An 18,404-nucleotide genomic window follows, 5' to 3' on the forward strand; every position below is an offset into this window, starting at 1 on the left:
CAGCAGTCATTAGTTATTAGTTATTAGTCGTTCTGGATTATTTAGATCAGTCTTGCGGTTAATTAACCAACTTTCAAACGATCGTTGACTTTCACTGCTGCGTCGACCGGCTAGCAAACCTCCAACTCCAATATGTTCGTCTAAATCAACCCATTCAATGGCATAACCATCTCCAAGTAGCTGCCAATTATGTCTTTCCTCCGGGGTACCGTGCAACAAAGGGGGATACCAAGCTAAGGGAACACTCAAACTGCGACCATCAACTAAGTCCACAATTACTTTTTCATCTGTCACCGTGACTTTAATTACGAGGGGTTCTGTTTCAAGGATCAAAGTAGTCATGCCAAGCCTCCAACAATATTTGTTCATATTCCTCTATAAGACGAGCAATCTGGTTTAATTCATGCTCTTTGAAGCCTATATTTTTTTCTAGAGATACAGGATTCATCCAAAATTTGGCAAGTTGCCGATCGCGCGTAACATGAATGTGGGCGGGTTCGCCTCGATCGGAACTAAAAAAGATGAAACTGTAGGGGCTAACCTAAAAAACCGCAGGCATTAGCCGCTATCTTGTGAATTTTGTCAGAATTTTAACCTGCATTTGCTCTTGAATTTGTGGCTAAGCTGTTCACCATTTAAATCTCAGAGGCTATCTAGGCCAGTAAAGGGTTTCAGGCTCTGAAATACGCAGTTTAAATGCTAAACAGCTTACTATCAATATTAATAATCAGCGGGCGATCGCCTTTTTACATCTCTGCTTTGATTAGTGCGATCGCGGTCTTTTTTCCTACCTTTTTTAATTTGCTGGCTCATCTCTACAAACAAATCCCTACGCAGATAAGGATAGTCGCTCACCCACACGTCACGGCTGGGAATATAAATATCTGAAACTTTGGCAATTCTGCCTAAATCTTCTTGATTTGACATAATTAACATTAAAGCAGCTTGGCCGGGGACAATTCCTTGATGATCTTTCCGCAATGGAGCTCGAAGTGTAGTAGTAAATCCGGTTTTGTCGCCAACTTCTAAGTTGATTCGTGGTTCTAGGTTGTCAACTATTACGAGTTGTCCTTTTTGATTGACTGTTTCTTCTTGACTTGTGACTTCATCTGTAATATATATATCCAAAACTCGTCCTTGCCAAAAACCGCAGTATTGATATTTGCGGCATTCTGCATTCCGCAAACTCGCCCACAAAATCGGCCCCCACAGCCAGTACAAACCAGCTATCAATCCGGTGATTAAAACTAGCGGCCCGACATCGGAACCGACGAAGTTATAAACTACCAGGAGGAAAACTACGGTGACGGCAGAGATTAACATTCGCCTCAAAAAATCGGGCGGTTTTCCCCAGATATATTTATATTGCGCTCCCGTGGCGACGGCGGGAATTAGTTCTTGAAAGGTTTCGCGGGTTAATGGAATTAGCATAATTAGTCAGTTGGCAGTTGGCGGTTGGCAGTTGGCAGTTGGCAGTTGGCAGTTGGCAGTAGTAACAAATTACCAATTACCAATTACCAATTACCTACAAGATTTTTTCCAGACCGTAAACGAGCGATCGCAATTCAATGACTTTGCGTATAGACAGCAAGACTCCGGGCATATAACAAGCGCGATCGCTAGTATCGTGTCGTAAAGTATAAACTTGACCGGCGCCGCCAAAAATTACCTCTTGGTGGGCAATTAAACCGGGTAAACGGATGCTGTGAATGCGAATCCCTTCATCCGCCAGTGAACCTCGAGCTCCGGCTAATTTTTCGGTTTCCTCAACTTCTGGAGGATTGAAAGTTTTTCCCATCTCTGCTAACATTTGGGCAGTTTGAATTGCCGTACCGCTGGGAGCGTCGGCTTTTTGATTGTGGTGCAGCTCGATAATTTCTACGTGTTCAAAATACTGAGATGCCGTGACGGCGGCTTGTTGGAGCAAAACCATGCCGATCGAGAAATTGGGTATGATCAAACACCCTGTGCTCGCTTTATCAGCAAATTCAGCTAAGTTTTCAATTTGCTTGCTGCTCAATCCGGTAGTGCCGACTACGGGGCGAATCCCGTAAGCTATAGCCGATCGCACGTTTTCATAAACAGACGAAGGGTGCGTAAAATCTACCATCACTCCTAACTGCTTTTCCTGAGCTGCTAATACCAGCATTCCTTGCAAGTCGTCAGTGATGGGAACTTCTAACGGGCCGCATCCGGCTACTTCGCCGGCATCGGCGTTGAGGCACGACTGAGAGCGGTCTACAGCTCCAAATAAGGTCATGTCACTAGCATGGGCGATCGCCTTAATTACTTCGCGGCCCATTTTGCCTGCAGCACCGTTAACAATCACCGGAATCGGAAGTTGATTCGCCATAATCTCAAAAATATCCTGAAAGTTTGATCGACTAAATTTTAACGCTTGTGGGAATTTGGGTAAACAAGGAATGAAAGACAGGATTTGTCGGCCAATCTTCCAAAACCCGGTTCAGATTCGAGAAATATTTTGCCAAATCGAGTAATTAGCTTAAAGAAACTCGGTGGCGGCAGAAGTTCTGAAAAAATTACATTCAATCTCATATTAAGCTCAATTCTGTAAGAACAGACTGCAAAGCTAATTTGCACCGACATATTTTTTCTGTGACTGCCAAATTCTCTCGAAATCTTCGATATGTCATGTCTGTCGCAACTGGTCTCAACCTGAGTTCTCAAAACCGACGGGTTAGGATTTTGCCTGCAATGCTTGCGGGCGCGACTGTAACGCTGCTGAATATGGGAGTTCGGCAGTTGGGAGGCCTGCAAAGCCTGGAATTGGGGAGTTTTGACTCGTTAGTGCGCTTGCAGCCAGATTCGGGCCCCGATCCGCGACTGCTGGTAGTGGGAATTTCTGAGGCCGATATTCAAGCTTTGGGGAGATTTCCGATTTCCGACGGTGCGATCGCTCAAACCTTGGCAAAACTGCAAAAGTATCAGCCAAAAGTCATCGGTTTGGATTTGTACCGGGATTTGCCTCAACCGCCGGGACACGAAGAATTGCTGGCCGCGCTGAAAGCACCGAATGTGGTGGCGATCTATAAATTGAGCGATTCAGAAAGTCAGGGAGTGCCTGCGCCTCCGGGGATACCGCCCGATCGGCTCGGTTTTAACGACTTCGTGCTCGATCCTGATGGCGTTGTACGCCGCAATTTGCTTTCAGTCTCGCAACCCGACAAAAAGATTGCTTTATCGTTTTCTGTGCAAGTGGCTTTGCTGTATCTCAAAGACAGAGTACAGCAGAAAAATAGCCCTGTTCATCCCCACCAAATCAATTGGGGAAAGGCAGAATTTGTGCCTTTAACTTCTAACAGTGGCGGCTATGCAAATCTCGACGCCAAAGGCTACCAAATTCTGCTCAAATACCGTTCTGGTAAGGAGGTGGCGCGACAAGTCAGTATCAGGCAGGTATTGAAGGGAGAAATTGACCCAAGCTGGGTTAAGGACAAGATTGTGTTGATTGGGACAACGGCACCGAGTACCAGAGATTTGTTTTTGACGCCCTACAGCCCGGTTAAAATGCAAAGTCCGAAAATGCCGGGGGTGTTGCTGCACGCACAAATGCTCAGCCAAATATTGAGTGCGGTTTTGGATGGGCGATCGCTATTTTGGGTGTGGCCGGAATGGGCGGAAATTTTGTGGAACGGTGCTTGGGCGATGATTGGCGGGGTTTTGGCTTGGCGGATTCAGCATCCTGTGAGGGCGGGATTGGCTGGGGCTGCGGGATTGATGGGACTGTTGGGGATTAGTTATGGGATTTTTACTGGGGGTGGGTGGATACCGCTGGTGTCGCCGACTTTGGGTTTGGTTGTGACTGGTGTGAGTGTCAGTGCTTACAGGAAGCTTTACGATGCTTTTCACGATTCTCTAACAGGTTTGCCCAACCGGGATTTGTTCGTGGATTGTCTGGGGCGGGCGATCGCCAATACTAGGGGCCGCCGCAGCTATCTGTTTGCGGTGCTGTTTCTGGATTTAGACAGGTTTAAGGTGATTAATGATTCTTTGGGTCATTTGGCGGGGGATGAACTGCTGATGGCGGTGGTGTTGCGGTTGAGGACAAGTATTGGTCGCGCCGATACGGTGGCGCGGGTGGGGGGTGATGATTTTGCGATTTTGGTGAGGAATGTTGATGTTGCTACTGCGGTGGATTTGGCCACTCGAATTCACCAAGCTTTAATTGTGCCTTTTGAGTTGAAGGGGCAGGAGGTGTTTTTGACGGCAAGCATCGGGATTGCGCTGGGGGGCGAACCGGCTGCTACTGTCAGTGAACAGCCGGAACACTTGCTGCGGGACGCCCACACGGCGATGTACCGGGCGAAGGCTTTGGGAACGGGAAGGTATCAGGTGTTTAATGCTTCGATGCACGATTTGGCGGTGGAAAGGTTGCAGTTGGAAACTGATTTGCGGATGGCCCTCAAGCGTCAGGAGTTTTTGCTGCATTACCAGCCGTTTGTATCTTTGGCAAGCGGGAAGATTATTGGGTTTGAGGCTTTGGTGCGTTGGCAGCACCCGCTGCGAGGTTTGATTTCGCCGATGAAGTTTATTCCGGTGGCTGAGGAAACGGGGGCAATTGTGCCGCTGGGTGAGTGGGTGTTGGAGGAGGCTTGCCGGCAGTTGGAGCTTTGGGAGGGAATGTTTGGTTTTGATCGAGCTTTGATTATGAGTGTAAATTTGTCGGGAAAGCAGTTTGCCCAGCCAGATTTGGTCGATCGCATTCAGGTGATTTTGGAAACAACGGGTTTGAATGCCGAGAGTTTGAAGTTGGAGATTACTGAGAGTGTGGTGATGGAGGATGTGGAGTCGGCGATCGCGGTTTTGAAGCAGATGAAAGCGTTAAATGTCAAGTTGGGAATTGATGATTTTGGTACGGGTTATTCGTCGTTGAGTTATTTGAGTCGGTTTCCTACGGATACTTTGAAGGTTGATAAGTCGTTTGTGGGGCGGATGGAACTCGAAAGCGAGGGGGAGAATGTGGCGATCGTGCGGACGATTGTAGCGCTGGCTCATGCTTTGGGTATGGATGTGATTGCTGAGGGTGTGGAGACGGCGGCACAATTAGCTAGGTTGAGGTCGATCGGCTGCGAATATGGTCAGGGTTATTTTTTTGCTAAGCCGTTACCGAGCGAGGCTGCGACTGCTTTGATGGCTTCCGATCCGCAGTGGTAGTTGTGGGTTATTAGTTATTAGTTATTGTACGTTAGAGCTAAAATTAAAAGTCCATCGGGTTCCCAAAGCAGCTCTCTAATATGTTAGGTGCTAAAATTACTGCTAGGTAAACCTGAAAAAATTGTCAGCTATCTCGTTATCGCTCCTCGAAAATTAACAGAGTATCCTCTTAATTTAGATAACGCTCTCGGTAGCGATAAAGCTGTAATATTTCAGGGTTGTTTAGGATTAAATCAATAAAAAAACCATGACTTACTGTTAGCAGAAATTTCAACTAAAACTCTTGATGCTGAAGCAATTACTTGTTATTCTACAGATATTGATCATTGCCCGATCGCCCTTAGCTTAAAATGGTGTTTCTGCCTGTAAGTGCAGCTTTTCTCCCAACTGCGGATGCTTAAAGGAAAGTTCCCGCGCGTGCAAGTGTAGGCGATTCGCAGCAGCCCGACATCCGTAAAGTCGATCGCCCAAAATCGGTATCCCTAACCCTCGAACATCCGCTGCATGAACCCTCAATTGATGAGTGCGTCCCGTCAGCGGCAAAAACTCGACGCGAGTATGATTTCCCTCTTTCACCATTACCTGAAAACGAGTAACACTGGGTTTTCCGCACTCCCAATTGACTTGCTGGTAAGGGCGGTTTTCGGGATCGCCCCAAAGTGGGAGAGCGATCGTCCCCGCATCAATTTTTACAGTACCCGAAAGCACCGCTTCATAAACTTTGTGAACCTGCTTTTTTGCAAATTGCTGTCTGAGTTGACTGCTAGTTTCTTTGTCCCATGCCAAAAGCAAAATTCCCGATGTTTCCCAATCTAAACGATGCACGACTGTCAAATTAAAACTATCAGGTAACAAGTTACGCAAACGACTAAAAACACTATCTTGATTTTCAAAATAACGACCTGGAACTGACAGCAATCCCGAAGGTTTATTGACCGCAATCAACCAATTGTCTTCATAGATAATCGGTAGCATTTGCGTAACGAGCAAGATGCCCGTTCCACAAGAAAAATTATTGCTTGTGGGGAGTAAGGGTTGGGCTTCTAGCCCGCCCGTCAAACCCCCATTTATATTAGAAACAATCGGATTTTGAGCTAATCCTGACAGCAAAAAACCCATCAAAGGCTGACACCGATCGCCACAAGCACCGTAAAATTCTCCCTGTATCTTATCCCCCGATGGCGGCCCCCACCAAAACTCAGCCATTGCCAGCGGTTTCAGATTGTGTACTGCAGCACAGTGAAGCAATTTTGGCGCGCAACAGTCGCCGGTGCCAGTGGGAATAGAATTAGTTGGCATCAATGAGGAGATCGATCGCGATGTCCCCAAAAAATTCACCAGAGTGTAAGCCGCGTGCATTTGCGTCTGAAGTTCGCGGGAAAGTTCTTTTCGCCGCTGTTTCAGCGCCCGCATCCGTCGATCCGCAGCTTCAATTAATTGTTTGAGTGGCTGCAATGTTTCATCCCGCTGTCGTTTCAATTGCCTGCGTTCAATTTTCTCCAAACGGCTTTCTTGATTCAGTTGTTCCAGGGCAATTTCTAGTGTTTCTGCTGGGAGAGTTTGACACAGTAACTGGCGTTTTTCATCTCGCTGCTGCTTGCAATTGCGATGCCGATCGCTCAAAACTTGCATTTGCACTTCAAACTCCCGAAATAAGGCTGCATACTCTTGTCGCTGCGGGAGTTGATTGAGTGCAATAAGTTCCTGTTTCATCGCCTCCAATTCAGTTAAGGTGCGGGCTTCCTCGAAAGCAACACGATCTCGTCCCGGAATCGGTGGCACCCAGCCCTCAACAATGCTGCAACCGTTCAGCAGCCCGGAAAATGCTTTGAGTATCCCCTGTTCCCCCGAAGGCATCTCCACCAGTAATATGCCGTACATCTTCCCTTCGCGATCGTAGGAGTCGTCAGCCGCCAGGTATTGCATCAAACCCCGCGCGAGATCCTCGGAAATTAGAGTGCGCGGCAGTCTCAGCAGTTCGCCACTTTGAGGACAACGGCCTTCGTACCAATAATTCGGCTGCGAGTCGATCGACTCCCAATGACAGTCCGTGACATCTAAAAGCGGGTGCATTTCTAACATATTAAATTTGGTTTGAAATCTGAATTAGGGCATATCTGCTTGTATTCTGGATGCTTTCGGTCAATCTATTTTAGATTTTAGATTTTAGATTTTAGATTGAAGCATTGACCCAGCCCAAAAACGGATACGCTGCCACGTACAGGAGTCGTGGAAAGATAAAAATTTTCGACCCTAGTTCAAACTCCCAGATTTATCTGTGGGGTAAATCGAGAATCGAAAATCGAAAATCGAAAATCGAAAATCGACTGACCCCACGGATAAATTCGGGAGGCAAGTTTCATCGGATACAGGTTTTTTATTTCTGGGTCCTGAGTCTGCTTTCGGAATTAATCCGGGGGCTTGTATCCTGGATGCTTTCGGTCAATCGAAAATCGAAAATCGAAAATCGAAAATCGAAAATCGACTGACCGTATGTTACATGGGTGTACCGAAAGTGGGAAGGGTGCATAATTTTATACCTACTAGAATTAAGTAAAAAGGATTGGTTGCACCAAGCCTGATATGCTAAATTTGTTTCAAAACAGCAGCGAGATTAAGAAAAGCATAAGTTAATATATAAGACCGCAAGCTTGTTATCCCACTAAATTTTTATGTGAAAGGCGTATGCCAGACCTCTCGACTTCGGCTCCAGAAAACTCCTCAAACCCCCAACCAGCTCTGCTGCCGCCAATTTTAAGAATTTTTGCAGCATTTCCAGATTACGATCGGGGCAATAGATTGTACGCCGCAGGAAGGTACGAAGCGGCAGTCCTTTGCTACGGAAAAGCGGTTCAAATCAAGCCGGACTGGGCCAGGGCGTGGCTGAATCTGGGCAAAGCTTACAAGCAACTGCATTCCTACGCAGAAACCGTAGCCTGCGCCGATCGAGCTACAGCAATTAATCCCGAAGAATACTGGGCTTGGATGCTGCGCGGCACAGGGCTGTTAAGTTTGCAAAATCACTCAGAAGCGATCGCCGCTTTTGACACCGCTATTCAAATCAATTCAGAAAAGCACGAAGCTTGGTATCAGCGCGGCAGAGTTTTAGAGGAATTGCAGCAGTGGGATGCAGCCGCAACCTGTTACAAAAAAGCAACCCAACTTCATCCGAATTTACCCGCCATGTGGTATCGGCAAGGCAACGTGTTGGTTCAAGCGGAGCGCTATCCTGAAGCCGTTGCCGCTTTCGAGCGCGCGCTGAAACTCGTCCCGACTAATTGGGAAGCTTGGCTGAATCGAGGTTTGGCTTTGATGAAAGCCGAACGCTACGCTGAAGCTGTAACTTCTTACGATCGCGCCATTCAACTGCAACCACAAAATAGTCTGGCTTGGTTCAATCGGGGCATTGCTTCAGCAAAATTGCACAAATATGCAGAAGCCGTGACAGCTTACGATCGTGTACTGCAAATGCAGCCCAACGACTGCGAAGCTTGGTTTTATAAAGGGATGGCCCTCAAACACCAGTGGGCAGACGCGGCAATTGCTTGTTTCGATCGGGCAATTCAAATTAATTCTTTTTATCCCGAAGCATGGATCGGGCGCGGTCAAACACTGTCAGAATCGAGAGATTTTGAAGGGGCGATCGCTGCTTTTGACCAAGCCGTTCAAATTAATCCGAATTTTCCCGAAGCTTGGCTGGGTAGAGGCATCGCCCTGGCAGGATTGGAACGCTACAAAGAGGCAATTATCGCTTACAGCAATGCCCTACAAATTGAAGGTAATTTTTTAGAAGCTTGGAACTTGCGAGGCGAAGCTTTGGAAAAATTACAGCAATACGAAGAAGCGATCGCCTGTTTTGATAAAGTAATCTCTCTGACTTCAGAAGCAGAAATTACATCAAAAGTAGGGTTGCAGCAAGGCGCCGCGCTGGAAAAATTGCAGCGTTACGAAGAAGCCGTCGCAGCTTACAACCGCGTCCTAAAAATCGTGCCAGACAATTTTGAAGCTTGGTTGAAACGCGGTAACGCTTTGTCAAAATTGCAGCAGTACGAACAAGCTCTAGCATCATACGATCGAGCAATTACTGTCTGGCCCGATAACTATCAAGGCTGGGTACAGCGAGGTCTGATCCTAGGGGAAATGCAGAATTATTCCCAAGCACTCGTCGCTTTCGACCAAGTGATTCAACTCAAGCCAGACAACTGGGAAGCTTGGGCACAGCGGGGCGACGTTTTGCAAAAATTGCAGCGAACTCAAGATGCCATTAGCTCTTACGGAGTCGCCCTCGAAATCAAACCAGATTACTACGAAGCTCTAGTTAGTCGAGAAGAATTGAGACTTAAGGGCACGATGTCAGGAAAGTGGTGAGGGGAAATTGACAAAACTTTTTGAGTTTTGAAATTGCTTTGTTCTTCGTAACGCTGCGCTGGGGTAAAGTTTTAACCTAAACTTCCCCCTGCAAATCAGCTAATCCGCATTTAATACCATTTTTCTAAAATCGTGCAACACTCTTCGACCCCCTTAGCCCCCCCGCTGCATTGCGGGGGGAACAAGAATACTGTTGCATTCTTTTTTAAAATTGGTATAAATTGCATGGTAAAAGAAATTTTCACTCTTGTGGGAAGTAGGGGTTGGGCCGGAAAGCCCGCCCTCAACATTCAATTTAAATGAACAACAATTAATAATCGAATTAAGCTGATTATGCGACAAAGATAGGGATTTTCTAACGCCAGATAACTTGTGATAAGCTGATGCACCTCAGCTTAATTATGACTTCTTTTATATAGCATTACTCGGAAATCTCTGCTTCAAAACAGGCATTACCGGACAAGGTTTTTGCTCCTGTAAATTCTCTGGTTTGTTCCAAGTAAAAGGCCCTTTTTTCTCCGCGGCCATCCACAGCAAGCTTTTTGCTCTGGTCATCGCCACATACAGCAGTCGAAACTCTTCGGCTGTTTTCAAATAACCTGCTTGTTCCCAGGCTTCGCCTAGATTTGGTAAAGGATATTTTTCGTGCAAACTTGCTCGAATTTGTGCTCTTGCTACCTCTGCTAAAGTGAAATCTCCTAAAAATCTGGTTTGTGGCAAAACTCGCAAATTTCCGGGGATGGTTTGTTCATGCAGAAACGGCAAAAATACACAATCCCAATCCAGTCCTTTGGCTTTGTGCATGGTAATAATTGTTAGTTGACCTTTGCTGGTATAACGTTCTTCTATTTTGTCGTCTGCATCCACAGGTTCAAATCTTTCGGAACTGACAATTTCGCTAAGTACGCCCAAAATATTGTGCATTGAATTGTTGCCGGCTGTTTGGATTGCTACCCGTTCTGCTAATTTGTCGGCGGTGGCTAATTCTGTTTGGTCGTATTGCAGCGCTAAGGCTAAGAATGAAATGATTTGGTAGGGTGGCAGTTCTAAGCTAGCTTGCAGCAAACCGCAGCAAAAATAGCGACATTTGCGAACGGGTTCTGACTGCTGGGGGTCTAGGGGGCCTGGGTAAAGGAATTGTTCGGGGCTAGTCGCAAAAGCATTGTAGTCTTGTTTGGGAATCAGTTGCCGATCGCTCAAAATCTTTAAGGCTGCTTTCAGGTAGTCTGGAGAGTGCGGGCGATCGAGAAATTGCAGCAGTGTTAAGATTTCCCAAGGTACTTGAGAATGTCTGTCGCGTTCTCCCACATCCTCAATTTTAATCCCGTATTTACGCAAATCAAAGCTTAATCCGTGTTTTTGAGGATTTTCTAACACTTCTTTGATAAACTTACCTTGTTTGTTTTCCCGCACCAAAATAGCCATCGATTTCAGATTTTCTAACGGCAATTTTGCACTATTTTCCCCATCGCTAGCTTCAGAACCTGATTCGATATTTTTGCCTATTCCAAATTCAAACTCTGCAGGTAAAAATTCTTCTAATAACTCAATTACCCGCTTGCCAATTAACTCAACTGTATGGTAAATATCGCGGGGAGTATGCAATTCTAAGCCTCGACCAATGGGAGCCGGATTTGCATTTTGCTGCGGGTCAGTGCTGGGTACGGGCTTAATAGTTTGGTCGCGAAAAGGCTTTTCATGTTTCGCTAATTCTGAGCCATTTACCCATTGCAACATAAAGTTAGCGGCATCGATAATTACTTGGGTGCTGCGGCCGGCACCGTCCATTGTAGCTAACTTATTCTCTACTTCGCACTCATCACAAAATTGGTTAAAATAAATCGGGTCGGCGGGAGTGAAAGTAGAATTAATCGCTTGATTTGGGTCGCCAACTCTGATAAAATTGGGAGGTAAAGTAGGATGATCGGGATCGATCGCCAATGTTTCCAAAAGCCGAGTTTGCAAAGGTGTAGAATCCTGCGCTTCGTCCTCAAAAACGGCAAATACTTGCTTTTGCTCGCTCGCCCTCGCCTTCGGATTGTCCAACACCCGCAAAGCTGCTAAAATCATTTCGTCGTAATCGATGAATTCCCGACTCCTCAACAAAGCCTGATATTTTTGATATAAACCCCCAGCTACCGCTAAAATCTCATAACCGTCCCCAGTATCAAGAGCGCTCATTTCTAACAACTGTTCGGGAAACAAACCAGAAGATTTCGCCTCGTGAATCACAGTTTTAGCTACCTGCGGCAAAATTTCCGTCCGCAAAACCGATTGTCGCCGCAGCCTCTCCGTTTCCTCTCCGTCGAATTGCTGTCCTTCCAACAAAACTTGATATCGGCGGGGATTTTCCGCAATCCAAAGTTCTACACAGGTGCGAATTAATCGGTGACTTTGAGTAGGAGTAACTAAGGTTGAATTTTCTAAATTTAAACCCGACAAATCAGGATGGCGCATCGCAATATTCAAAGCTAAACCGTGCAAAGTATGCACCGCAAAACCGCCTTGCGATAAAGACAGTTCTGTCAATCTTTCCCGAATTTTAGCTTTAATATTAGCAGCAGCCGATCGCGTAAATGTCACGACAATTAACTGGCGACGGCTGTGAAGCTGGTTGCGGGCGATCGCAATTGCCGACGCAGCAGCCATTCCCGTAGACTTCCCGGCTCCCGGAACCGCCGAAACAGCAAGGGGGCCGCCTTGCCAATCCGCCATGTCCTGCTGGCCCGCACGCAAGCTTTCGCGAATTTTAAGGCAAGCTTGTTCTCGCAAAACTGCCGCAGAGTCTAACCCAGAGGAAATGTTGCCAGGGCGATCGATATTGGTTGTCGATCGCATAAAATCAGAATCAAATTCATCAGTCATTATTACATCCGCGTTTATCTGCGTTCATCTGCGGTTAAAAATAAAAAAATCTGCAACCTCTACCGTTTCCATTTCGGTATCGGCTAAACTAACGCTATCTATTCGAGCTTAAATTAAAACCAGCATAAAATTCAATACCCAAGCCTTTTTTAGAGGAGTCACCCAAATGAAAACTCGCCTCAAAATCAATTCCCCGCCCCACAAGCCAAACCCAAACCCAGCCAACAACAGCACAACTCGTTTTGCTGTTGCGGTATTCTTAACTTTATCTTCCACAATTGCTTTGCCTAGCTGCGGAGGAGCTCAAACGTCCAGCAGCGCTCCAGGCGGCGCCGATTCACCCAGCATCCGTGAAAACCAAGTTACCGCATCGGCTCCACAATCAGCACCAGCACCCGAGCCAGCAGCCCAGAGGTCAAAAACTTCTGGTGCATCAAAAAAAGCAGCAGAAACAACCGCAACCCGTCCCCAACTGATTAAAAAAGCCGAACTCAGCGTAGTTGTCAAATCTATTGACGCCAGCACTAAATCTGTTACCAATATTGTCGAAAAACAGCAAGGCGATATCTTGGGTTTCCAAAATCAAAAGCCGCCGGATTCGAGTGTCCGCCAAACCGCGTCTGTGGAGATTCGCGTGCCTCAAGAACGGTTAGAAACTACTTTAGACGCTTTGGCAAAACTCGGAACTGTAGAGAACCGTGCTCTGACGGCTGAGGATGTTACCGATCAATTAGTTGACAATGAGGCTAGGCTGCGGAACCTTCGCAAATCGGAGGAAATGGTGTTAAAAATTATGGAGCGATCGGGTTCTGTCGGTGATGTGCTCAAAGCTGCTCAAGAGTTGAGCAATATTCGGGAGTCGATCGAACGCATTGACGCTCAGTTAAAAAGTTTGCGAAATCAAGTAGCATATTCGACTATTAGCTTAACTCTAGAAGCAGCAGTATCGGCTCAACAAACTCAGGAACCTTCTCTAGGTTTGCGGGTACAGGAAACTTGGGGGAAAGCAACTCATTCTGTGGGTGAATTGACGCTAGGTTTGTTTGGTTTGGGTATTTGGCTGTTGGCTTACAGTCCTTATTTTCTGTTAATTTGGGCTGCGGTTTACGGCTTTAATCGATTTAAGAAACAGCATTCTGTTCCGCAAATTCAAGAACCGAAACCGCCTCAGTAGTCAGTAGTCAGTAGTCAGTAGTCAGTAGTCAGTAGTCAGTAGTCAGTAGTCAGTAGTCATTAGTCAGTAGTCAGTAGTCAGTAGTCATTAGTCATTAGTCATTAGTCAGTAGTCAGTAGTCAGTAGTCAGTAGTCAGTAGTCAGTAGTCAGTAGTCATTCCACCCACATAAAATTTATCTATTGTGGAACAGCCGGAGAAACCGTTATTAAAACCAACGACAACTGGCAACTAACAACAGTCAACTGGCAACTAACAACAGTCAACAGTCAACTGCCAACAGTCAACAGTCAACAGTCAACTGACAACTGCCAACTGACTAATCATCAATTTGCCATCCATCTTTGGTATAGTCTTCATCCACAATCTTTTTCGGACGCATCACCAGAACAACTCGGCCCAAAATAGGAATATCCGGGGATTGTTCAAACCAGTACAATTCTAAATTGCCAGCGTTATCGGCGAGGAAATAACTGTCAGCATCCCACTGTCTGTGGGCTCGATCGGCAATAATCAAAACTTCTTCAACTTTGCCTTGCAGCGGTACCGGCAATTGATCGCTCATTTCCAAAACAGCCACCGGATCTTCAGCGTTCAAAATTACCTGCCATCCGGGAATCGCCACCCAAGCTCCGGCTCCAGAAAATTTTACCATTCGGAACGGCTCGATTTCCTCCGGCAAAGGCACTGCCAGCAAATCTGTCGTAGAAAGCGGCAATTTGCCGACAACCGGGACAACGCGCGGCAATTGTTCTTCGGTATCCAGCCGATAGACGGGCAAGCGGGGCGCTTCCCGTCTGGAAACGACGGTAAAATCAACGAGCAACTGCTCGATTTGCGCCCTAGCGGTTGGGCTGCTAGCTAATTTTAAACCGCGAGCAATTAAGCGCGATCGCTCTTGCAAATCGCTTTTCTGTCTCGCTAATTGCCAGCATTGGTAAGCCATAGCATCGCCGGGAGTGTCTGTGAACCCTTGGGGGAGACTCCCGAAGTGCGAAAACTCCTTGATCGCTTTAGCAACTTGGCGAGCATCGTCAACATCCAAATTGTGGGTTAGCATCAAAGCAGCGGCCCCGGCACGCTCTACTTGAGAGAGAATCCGAAACTCGTATAAGATATCGCTACCTTTGCCTAAAAAGTGCGATCGAACTTCCTCTGAAGCCCCAGCATTTACCATGCTGGTGTAAACTTGGGCTGCTACGCTTACTTGATTTTGCTGAATTGGCTCAAAACCAGTTTCTTCAAAAATCCTTTGAGAGTTGTAGCCAGCTTTTAGCAGTGCTGTGCAGGCCTGTCCCCACTCTACCCAAGTGCCTTCTTTGCGGCGGAGCGATCGAATTAACTTTTCAGCATCCACAGCATTGGTGGAGGGTGCAGATGCAGGAGGGGAGGAATCTTGCGGTGTATCAGTCATAATTGAATCAAAAACTAGCGCTAAGTTATGTGTTATTGGATACCGGCAAGGCTCGTGTCGCGGCAGAGCGATAGATTAATAGTAAGTGAGTTATGAGACTATTGTTACAGAATAGTTGCTCGCCTAAATTTACGAAGGGGAGTTTATCGTATTGTTATGGATAATGCCATTTCAGAGCTAGATCAAATTAAACGCCAGCTCATGACCCTACACAGACCGAAAAAGCCCAAAATGCTGGTAGTAGACGACGAACCAGACAATCTGGATTTACTCTACCGCACTTTCCGACGAGATTTTAACGTTCTCAAAGCTGAGAGCGGAATTCGCGCCTTGGAAGTCCTCGGCATCGAAGGCGAGGTCGCCGTGATCATTTCCGACCAGCGGATGCCCGAAATGAAGGGAACGGAGTTTTTGAGCAAAACCGTGCCCCAGTTTCCGAATACGGTCAGAATTATCTTGACTGGTTTTACGGACATTGAAGACTTGGTAGATGCGATTAACTCAGGACAGGTTTACAAGTATATCACCAAGCCTTGGGACCCGAACGAATTGAAAATGGTGGTGCAAAAGGCAGCCGAGACTTATGAAATTCTCAAGCAGCGGACTGAGGAATTGGATCGCGCCCAAACTCAAATACAACTGTTAGCAACAATCATGCAAACGGCTGTGGATTATCCGAGTTTGGAAGCAAGTTTAGATCCAATTGCTACTGCTATAAGTGATAATTTTTTGGCGGACTCTTGCATTTTGCAACTGGTGGAAGGAAATGTTTTAATACCAGTCCAAGGCAGTCACACCACTGGTGCAACTGTGGAAAATTGGCTGGCAGATGATCCTCTGGTTCGAGAAGCAATTACCTCTCAAACAATTCAGGGTGCTGTGAATATTGCGCTCGACACCAACCTAGCGAGTCTGCCGCACTATCAGAAATCCGGCATTCAAGCTCACCTGAGCATCCCGGTGATTCACAAAGGTCGATCGATCGCCCTGATTTCCATGCAGTGGAAGCAACCTTGTTCCCTGCGCCCCGACGAACTCACAACAGTTCACCTCGCCGCTCAAGAAGTTGCTTTGGTATTGACGAGTTTTCAGGGTAATTAGTCATCAGTCATCAGTCATTAGTCATTAGTCATTAGTCATCAGTCATCAGTCATCAGTCATCAGTCATCAGTCGGCTCTGTGTCTTGAGTCGAAAATGATAGCCAACCAATGATTAAAGACAACATATCACCGATCGCTAACAAATAAAAAAGCATTAATGACTGGCGACAGCATGACATGAATGGACGGATTAATTATTAGTTCCGGCTGACAAATCACCTTTTCCCAAATCACTTTTTCACCTTTTTCGCAATGACAAATGACCAATGACTAATAACGCCGAAGAAATTAAAACTATATTTAATCGAATTGCACCAGTTTACAACCAATTGAACGACTGGTTGAGCTTTGGGCAACACCGGATTTGGAAGCAAATGGCGGTGAAATGGAGCAGTGCGGGTCCCGGAAATACTTGTTTAGATTTGTGCTGCGGTAGCGGGGATCTAGCTTTGTTGCTGGCCAAACAAGCAGGGCCGACCGGTTGCGTATTTGGAGTAGATTTTTCTGCCGAACAATTGGCCGTGGCGGCCAAACGCGCGATACCTTTTCTCACCCCTATAAGTCCCATTTCCTGGGTAGAAGCTGACGCCCTAGACTTGCCTTTTGCTGACAATTACTTCGACTGCGCCACAATGGGTTATGGCCTACGTAACGTGACTGACATCCCCCGCAGTCTTCAGGAATTGCACCGCGTACTCAAACCCGGTGCCAAAGCAGCTATTCTCGACCTCCACCGCCCCAGCAATTCCCTAATGCGGAGCTTTCAGCAGTTTTATCTAGACAGTCTCGTAGTGCCCATTGCTCAGCAATTTGGAATGACTCAAGAATATGCTTATATTAATCCCAGTTTAGAAAAATTCCCGATCGGCCAGGAGCAAGTCGCGATCGCCAACAAAGCCGGATTTGCCACCGCCACCCACTACCCCATTGCCGGAGCTATGATGGGAGTATTGGTATTAGTCCGTTGACTGTTGTCAGTTGTCAGTTGTCAGTTGTCAACAGTCAACAGTTAACAGTTAACAGTCAACAATCAACAATCAACAATCAACAATTCCCAATTCCCAATTATTGATGAATCCCTCTGACATTTGGCTGTTGTTGGCCCCACCTGTAGTGGGAGGAATTATTGGCTATTTCACTAACGATATAGCTATCAAAATGCTGTTCCGTCCCTATCGAGCTATTTACATCAAAGGGCGGAAGTTGCCTTTCACTCCAGGCTTGATCCCCCGCAACCAAGAGCGTTTAGCAAAGCGAATTTCCGACACAATTATGGGTTCGCTGCTGACGCCACAGGAACTGCAAAACTTAGCGCGCCGCCTCCTGCAAACCGAGCGGATGCAGTCGGTGATTCTCTGGTTGTTGCAGTTGGCGCTGGATCAGGTAAAAGCAGACGCAGAGCAAAAAACCGCTAAAATTCTCGCTAACATTTTGCGAGATTTGCTGGGGGAATCTGTGCCACGAATTCTCAAAGTTTTGGCACGCCGGGAAGATTTTTTAGAAGCTCAGCTAAATCAAATTTTTGATCAAGTTTTGCTGGAGATTCAGCTAACGGAAGCTCAGGCGGCTCAGCTTGCTGAGTGGTTGTTGCAGGTAGTAATACCACCGGAAGTGCTGCGGCAGGCTTTAATTGACTTTTTGACGGATCGCAATATTTCGATCATCGATGAAGGGTTTCGAGAAAAAACCAGCGGCACTTATTGGGTAGTAGCAAATTTGTTTGGTTTGCGGAACACTTTAACTCGGCTGCGGACTTTTTGTCTGGATGACAGAGAAGCCACAAATCAGCGCTTAGCAGAGTTAACTATTTCTTTGGGGATTCGCGGGCGAATTCAGGAATGGCTGCAAAATTTGTCGATGCAAAATTTACCGGTTTCGACTGTGAGACAGTTGCGAAAAACTATGCGCGACAGTGTTCGCAGCTATGTTCAACAGCGGGGTACAGATGTACTTGAGGGGTTGAGCAAATCTATTGACTGGGAAAATATTTCGCGGTTGATTCTCAATCGCTTGCAAACTTCAGCGGTGATGAGCGCTTCCCTGGAAATTGTCAGCAAAGAACTGGCTTTGGTTTTAGAGCGTTATTTAGAGCGGGATTTAGAAAATATTGTAGCTCAGGCTATCCCGATTTTGAATATTGACCAGGTGATTGTCGATCGAGTCAAAGGTACTTCTCCTGAAGAGTTGGAGTTAGCAATTCAGGGAATTGTCAAAAGTGAGTTGCAGGGAATTGTAAATTTAGGAGGCATTTTGGGCGTTTTTGTCGGCTGTTTGCAGACAGTTGTGCTTTTGCTTCAGCGGTGATTTA

General features: G+C 46.5%; 15 protein-coding genes. 7 read left to right on the forward strand and 8 right to left on the reverse strand.

Annotated features, from left to right (window positions below; all coding sequences use genetic code 11):
* Positions 1-9 precede the first annotated feature (9 nt).
* The 4 genes from QUA24_RS11145 to dapB all read right to left on the reverse strand — a co-directional run bounded on the left by QUA24_RS11145 (position 10) and on the right by dapB (position 2,353).
* On the reverse strand, positions 10-342 hold the full coding sequence (locus QUA24_RS11145) for a DUF2442 domain-containing protein (RefSeq protein ID WP_333229604.1): 333 nt from the start codon (positions 340-342) through the stop codon (positions 10-12).
* Positions 323-523 (reverse strand): DUF4160 domain-containing protein, encoded by a 201-nt coding sequence (locus QUA24_RS27305; protein ID WP_445242604.1) that lies wholly within the window; start codon positions 521-523, stop codon positions 323-325. The genes QUA24_RS11145 and QUA24_RS27305 overlap by 20 nt, the downstream gene beginning before the upstream one ends.
* A gap of 197 nt (positions 524-720) precedes the next feature.
* Positions 721-1,431 (reverse strand): phosphate ABC transporter permease, encoded by a 711-nt coding sequence (locus QUA24_RS11150; protein ID WP_242723651.1) that lies wholly within the window; start codon positions 1,429-1,431, stop codon positions 721-723.
* Between the two features lie 94 nt (positions 1,432-1,525).
* Positions 1,526-2,353 (reverse strand): 4-hydroxy-tetrahydrodipicolinate reductase, encoded by an 828-nt coding sequence (gene dapB, locus QUA24_RS11155; RefSeq protein WP_333213001.1) that lies wholly within the window; start codon positions 2,351-2,353, stop codon positions 1,526-1,528.
* Positions 2,354-2,652: 299 nt separating this feature from the next.
* Here dapB and QUA24_RS11160 point away from each other — a divergent pair, with 299 nt between their 5' ends.
* The gene (locus QUA24_RS11160; protein WP_333229607.1) at positions 2,653-5,175 is read left to right on the forward strand and encodes an EAL domain-containing protein; all 2,523 of its coding nucleotides are present in this window, start codon (positions 2,653-2,655) and stop codon (positions 5,173-5,175) included.
* Positions 5,176-5,262: 87 nt separating this feature from the next.
* Entirely contained in the window at positions 5,263-5,415 is a 153-nt protein-coding gene (locus QUA24_RS27310; RefSeq protein ID WP_445242603.1) for a DUF6883 domain-containing protein, read from the forward strand.
* Here QUA24_RS27310 and QUA24_RS27315 read toward each other — a convergent pair.
* Complete coding sequence (locus QUA24_RS27315; protein WP_445242605.1) at positions 5,409-5,474, reverse strand: AgrD family cyclic lactone autoinducer peptide; 66 nt, start codon at positions 5,472-5,474, stop codon at positions 5,409-5,411. The genes QUA24_RS27310 and QUA24_RS27315 overlap by 7 nt on opposite strands.
* A gap of 46 nt (positions 5,475-5,520) precedes the next feature.
* Positions 5,521-7,257 (reverse strand): pseudouridine synthase, encoded by a 1,737-nt coding sequence (locus tag QUA24_RS11165; RefSeq protein WP_333229609.1) that lies wholly within the window; start codon positions 7,255-7,257, stop codon positions 5,521-5,523.
* Positions 7,258-7,860: 603 nt separating this feature from the next.
* Between QUA24_RS11165 and QUA24_RS11170 the strand changes: the two genes are divergently transcribed.
* Complete coding sequence (locus tag QUA24_RS11170) at positions 7,861-9,543, forward strand: tetratricopeptide repeat protein (RefSeq protein WP_333229611.1); 1,683 nt, start codon at positions 7,861-7,863, stop codon at positions 9,541-9,543.
* Between the two features lie 411 nt (positions 9,544-9,954).
* Here the strand turns inward: QUA24_RS11170 and QUA24_RS11175 are convergent, their stop codons facing one another.
* Positions 9,955-12,408: an ATP-dependent helicase gene (locus QUA24_RS11175; RefSeq protein WP_333229613.1), complete on the reverse strand. Its 2,454-nt coding sequence runs from the start codon at positions 12,406-12,408 to the stop codon at positions 9,955-9,957.
* Positions 12,409-12,574: 166 nt separating this feature from the next.
* Here QUA24_RS11175 and QUA24_RS11180 point away from each other — a divergent pair, with 166 nt between their 5' ends.
* Entirely contained in the window at positions 12,575-13,582 is a 1,008-nt protein-coding gene (locus QUA24_RS11180) for a DUF4349 domain-containing protein (protein ID WP_333213006.1), read from the forward strand.
* 318 nt (positions 13,583-13,900) lie between these two features.
* Here QUA24_RS11180 and QUA24_RS11185 read toward each other — a convergent pair whose 3' ends face one another.
* Positions 13,901-14,995 (reverse strand): RuBisCO accumulation factor 1, encoded by a 1,095-nt coding sequence (locus QUA24_RS11185; RefSeq protein WP_333213007.1) that lies wholly within the window; start codon positions 14,993-14,995, stop codon positions 13,901-13,903.
* 156 nt (positions 14,996-15,151) lie between these two features.
* On the opposite strand from QUA24_RS11185, the gene QUA24_RS11190 reads away from it, so the two are divergent.
* The 3 genes from QUA24_RS11190 (at position 15,152) to QUA24_RS11200 (ending at position 18,400) form a co-directional block, all read left to right on the forward strand.
* The gene (locus tag QUA24_RS11190) at positions 15,152-16,096 is read left to right on the forward strand and encodes a response regulator (protein ID WP_333229615.1); all 945 of its coding nucleotides are present in this window, start codon (positions 15,152-15,154) and stop codon (positions 16,094-16,096) included.
* A 266-nt stretch (positions 16,097-16,362) separates the two neighbouring features.
* Positions 16,363-17,064, forward strand: a complete 702-nt coding sequence (ubiE, locus tag QUA24_RS11195) for a bifunctional demethylmenaquinone methyltransferase/2-methoxy-6-polyprenyl-1,4-benzoquinol methylase UbiE (RefSeq protein WP_333213009.1) — start codon at positions 16,363-16,365, stop codon at positions 17,062-17,064.
* Positions 17,065-17,167: 103 nt separating this feature from the next.
* On the forward strand, positions 17,168-18,400 hold the full coding sequence (locus QUA24_RS11200) for a DUF445 family protein (protein WP_333213010.1): 1,233 nt from the start codon (positions 17,168-17,170) through the stop codon (positions 18,398-18,400).
* The last annotated feature ends 4 nt before the right edge of the window (positions 18,401-18,404 follow it).

It is taken from the genome of Microcoleus sp. Pol12B5 (assembly GCF_036701335.1).
GTDB lineage: Bacteria > Cyanobacteriota > Cyanobacteriia > Cyanobacteriales > Microcoleaceae > Microcoleus.